Consider the following 3846-nt stretch of genomic DNA (forward strand, 5'->3'; position numbering starts at 1 on the left):
CTCCCGGGACAGGCCGTCCGCGGCCCCGCCGCACGGGCTCGCGGCGCGTCCGGCCGTCACGGGTCGAGGTCGTCCGCGGCGCGCTCGGCGAAGATCCGCATCGCCTTGACGGTGATCGGGCCGGGGGCGGCCGGGAGCACGGTCCCGTCGACCGTCCGGATCGGCTGGACGTCCCGGGTGGTCGAGGTCAGGAACGCCTCCTCGGCCTCGTGCAGCGCCGAGAGCGGGACGTCCTCCTCCACCCCGCCGCACCACTCCAGGGTGAGCGCGCGGGTGACGCCCGCCAGGCAGCCGGCGGCGAGGGTGGGAGTGATCAGCCGTCCCTCGCGCACGATGAAGACGTTGCTGCCCGTGCCCTCGCAGAGGTTCCCTGCGGTGTTCCCGAAGATCGCCTCTCCGCCGCCCCTGGCCTTGGCGTGGAAGAGCGCCTTGGCGTTCTCGCCGTAGGAGGTGCTCTTCACCCCGGCCAGCGCGCCGTGCTCGTTGCGCGGCCAGGGCACCACGGCGACGTCCGCGGTGGCGGGGAAGGGCTTCTGCTCCGCGACGACGATCACGGTGGTGGGGCCCTGGTCGCCCCGGTCGGAGCCGAGCGGGCCCGGACCGCTGGTGTGGGTGATGCGGATCCGGCCCAGGGCCCAGGAGGGCGCCTGGGCCAGGCAGGCCCGCACCCCCTCGGCGATCGCGTCGGTGTCGGGCTCGGGCATCTCCATCCGCCGGGCGGAGAGCCGGAGCCGCTCCAGGTGACGGGTGAGCGCGAACGGGGTCCCGCCGACGCACTTGACGGTCTCGAACACGCCGTCGCCGACCATGAGCCCGTGGTCGAAGACCGAGACGACGGCCCGCGCCGGATCGGTCAGTCTCCCGTTGACCCACACGGGAACGTTCATTGCAGATCTCCTTCAGGGGTGGAGGCGAGCGCGATGAGCCGGGACGCCTTCAGCTCGGTTTCCTGCCATTCACGCCGCGGATCGCTTCCCCAGGTGATGCCCGCCCCCGTGCCGAAGCGGATCGTTCCGGACGAGAGCCAGAACGTGCGGATTCCCACGGCCAGCGACGCCCGGTGCCGATCGGCGTCGACCCAGCCCACCGCACCACAGTATGGCCCCCGCGGCTCGGGTTCGAGCTCCTCGATGATGCGCAGAGCGGAATATTTCGGTGCACCGGTCACCGAACCCGGAGGAAACGTCGCGGCGAACAGCTCCGGCCAGCCGGCCTCCGGCGCGAGGCGGGCCCGGACCGTGGAGACCAGGTGTACCAGGCCGGGGTGCTCCTCGACCTCGCACAGCGCCGGGACGCTCACCGAGCCCACCGCGGCGACCCGGCCCAGGTCGTTGCGGACCAGGTCGACGATCATCACGTTCTCCGCGTGGTCCTTGTCCAGCAGGTCCGCCGCGGTGGCCCCGGTCCCCTTGATCGGCCGGGACTCGATCACGTCGCCCTCCCGGGACAGGTAGAGCTCCGGCGAGGCCGAGACCACGCTCAGCCCCGGCAGGCCGATCGTGGCGGCGTAGGGCGCGGGGTTGCCCTCCGCGAGCCGCAGTGCCAGAGCCGCCGGGTCCGGGTCCCCGGTCAGCGGCGCGGTGAGCACCCGGCACAGGTTCGCCTGGTAGACGTCGCCGCGCTCGATCCGGCCGCGGATGCGGCGCACGCCCTCCTCGTAGGCGGCCCGGTCGAGCGAGCTGCGCCACTGCGACGGGTGCGGGCCCCGCCAGGGCCCGCGCGGCGCGGGCAGCGGAGCGGCCCGGACGTCGGCGAACCGGGCGCACGTGACCTTTCCCTCGTAATCGACCACGACGGCCCACCACCCCTGGCCGTCGAGCGCGGACAGGTCGGTGGTGACGTCGAGGAGCCGGGTGGCCAGGCGGCCGCCGACATGGGCGAACGAGTCGTGCACCCCTCCATTGTCCTCCCTGCCCCGTCTGCCCCGCCTGCCGCCGCAGGAGGCCCGCCGGCGCCCGGGCCGAGGGCCGGACACCGGGCGCCAGGCCCCGGCGCCAGGCCCCGGCGTCAAGCCAGGCGTCAGGCCAGGCGTCAGGCCAGGCGTCAGGTCAGGGGTCAGGTCAGGGGTCAGGTCAGGGGTCAGGTCAGGGGTCAGGTCAGGGGTCCGGTGACCGTCTCCGCGGCGGCGACGACCGCGCCGGTCGCGACCAGGCGGACCACCGCCTCGATCTCCGGGGCCAGGAAGCGGTCCGGGCCGGGGCCGGGGACCGCCTCGCGCAGGGCGGCCACCACGGCCCCGGTCGCGGGCGCGGGCCGGTGCGGCGCCCGCAGGCCGATCGCGCGGGCCGCGGTGAGGATCTCCACCGCGAGCACCCTGGTCAGCCCGTCCACCGCGCGGCGCAGCTTGCGGGCGGCCGACCAGCCCATGGAGACGTGGTCCTCCTGCATGGCGGAGCTCGGGATGGAGTCCACGCTGGCGGGAACCGCCAGGCGCTTGAGCTCGGAGACGATCGCGGCCTGGGTGTACTGGGCGATCATGTGGCCGGAGTCCACGCCGGGGTCGTCGGCGAGGAAGGCCGGCAGGCCGTGGCTGCGGGCGACGTCGAGCATGCGGTCGGTGCGCCGCTCGGAGATGCTCGCCAGGTCGGCGACCGCGATGGCCAGGAAGTCCAGCACGTAGCCGACGGGGGCGCCGTGGAAGTTGCCGTTGGACTCCACCCTGCCGTCGGCCAGGACCACCGGGTTGTCGATCGCGGAGGCGAGTTCGCGCATGGCGACCGAGGCGGCGTGCGCCAGGGTGTCGCGGGCCGCCCCGGCGACCTGCGGGGCGCACCGCAGCGAGTAGGCGTCCTGGACGCGGGTGCAGGTGCCGTCCCGGTGGCTGGCCATGATGCCCGACTCCGCGAGCAGCGCGCGGAGGTTGGCCGCGCTGGCGGCCTGGCCGGGGTGCGGGCGCAGGGCCTGCAGGTCGGCGGCGAAGACCCGGTCGGTGCCGAGCAGCGCCTCCACGCTCATGGCCGCGCGACGTCGGCGGTCGTGAACAGCCTCGCCAGGTCGTCCATCGCCAGGATCAGCATGCCCAGCATGCCGTCGGTGCCGTTGATGAGCGCGAGGCCCTCCTTGGCGGCCAGCTCGACCGGCTCGATGCCCGCCTGCTTGAGCGCCTCGGCCGCGCCGGTGAGATTCCCGGCGGCGTCGCGGACGACGCCCTCCCCCATGATCGTGAGCGCCACGTGGGAGAGCGGGGCGAGGTCTCCGGAGCAGCCCAGGCTGCCGTACTCGTGCACGACCGGGGTGATGTGCGCGTTGAGCAGGTCCGCGAGCACCTTCGCGGTCTTCGGCCGCACACCGGTGTGCCCGGTGGCCAGCGTGTGCAGGCGCAGCAGCATCAGCGCGCGGGTCACCTCGGCCTCCACCTCCGGGCCGGACCCGGCGGCGTGCGAGCGGACCAGCGAGCGCTGGAGCTGCGCCCGGAGCGAGGGGTCGATGTGCCGGGTGGCCAGCGCTCCGAAACCGGTCGACACCCCGTAGGCCGGGGTGGGGCTCTCGGCGAGCTCGTCGACGCGAGTGCGGGCCGCGGCCATCGCGGCCACGGCGTCGTCGGTGAGCCGTACGGCGGCGCCGCGTCTGGCGACGGCGACCACCTCGGCGAAGGTCAGCGGCTCGGGCCCGATGTTCACGACCACGTTGTCGCGCATGGTGTCACTCTCTCGCATTCGATGTAACCGGTGACCCCCATGCTAGGCCCTTACATTCCCCCTCCGGACGGCGCGAGGACGGAATCCCGGTTTGGGGAGTCGCCGCCTATTCGCTAGAGTTCTCTGCGTGAGACCGGCTCGCCCGGAAACACACGCGGAAGTGGCTCAGTGGTAGAGCATCACCTTGCCAAGGTGAGGGTCGCGGGTT

At 73.8% G+C, this 3846-nt stretch carries 2 protein-coding genes and 1 pseudogene; all 3 read right to left on the minus strand.

Annotation, left to right across the window (positions count from 1 at the left end; genetic code table 11):
- Positions 1-56 precede the first annotated feature (56 nt).
- The 3 genes and pseudogenes from ACWJ6R_RS31940 to hutH all read right to left on the minus strand — a co-directional run bounded on the left by ACWJ6R_RS31940 (position 57) and on the right by hutH (position 3638).
- Positions 57-887, minus strand: a complete 831-nt coding sequence (locus ACWJ6R_RS31940) for an aminotransferase class IV (protein WP_449065786.1) — start codon at positions 885-887, stop codon at positions 57-59.
- Positions 884-1894: a chorismate-binding protein gene (locus ACWJ6R_RS31945; RefSeq protein WP_449065787.1), complete on the minus strand. Its 1011-nt coding sequence runs from the start codon at positions 1892-1894 to the stop codon at positions 884-886. The genes ACWJ6R_RS31940 and ACWJ6R_RS31945 overlap by 4 nt, the downstream gene beginning before the upstream one ends.
- 197 nt (positions 1895-2091) lie before the next feature.
- Positions 2092-3638 (minus strand): annotated as a pseudogene (gene hutH, locus ACWJ6R_RS31950) (histidine ammonia-lyase).
- Positions 3639-3846: the final 208 nt, after the last annotated feature.

The organism is Planomonospora algeriensis (genome assembly GCF_977012225.1).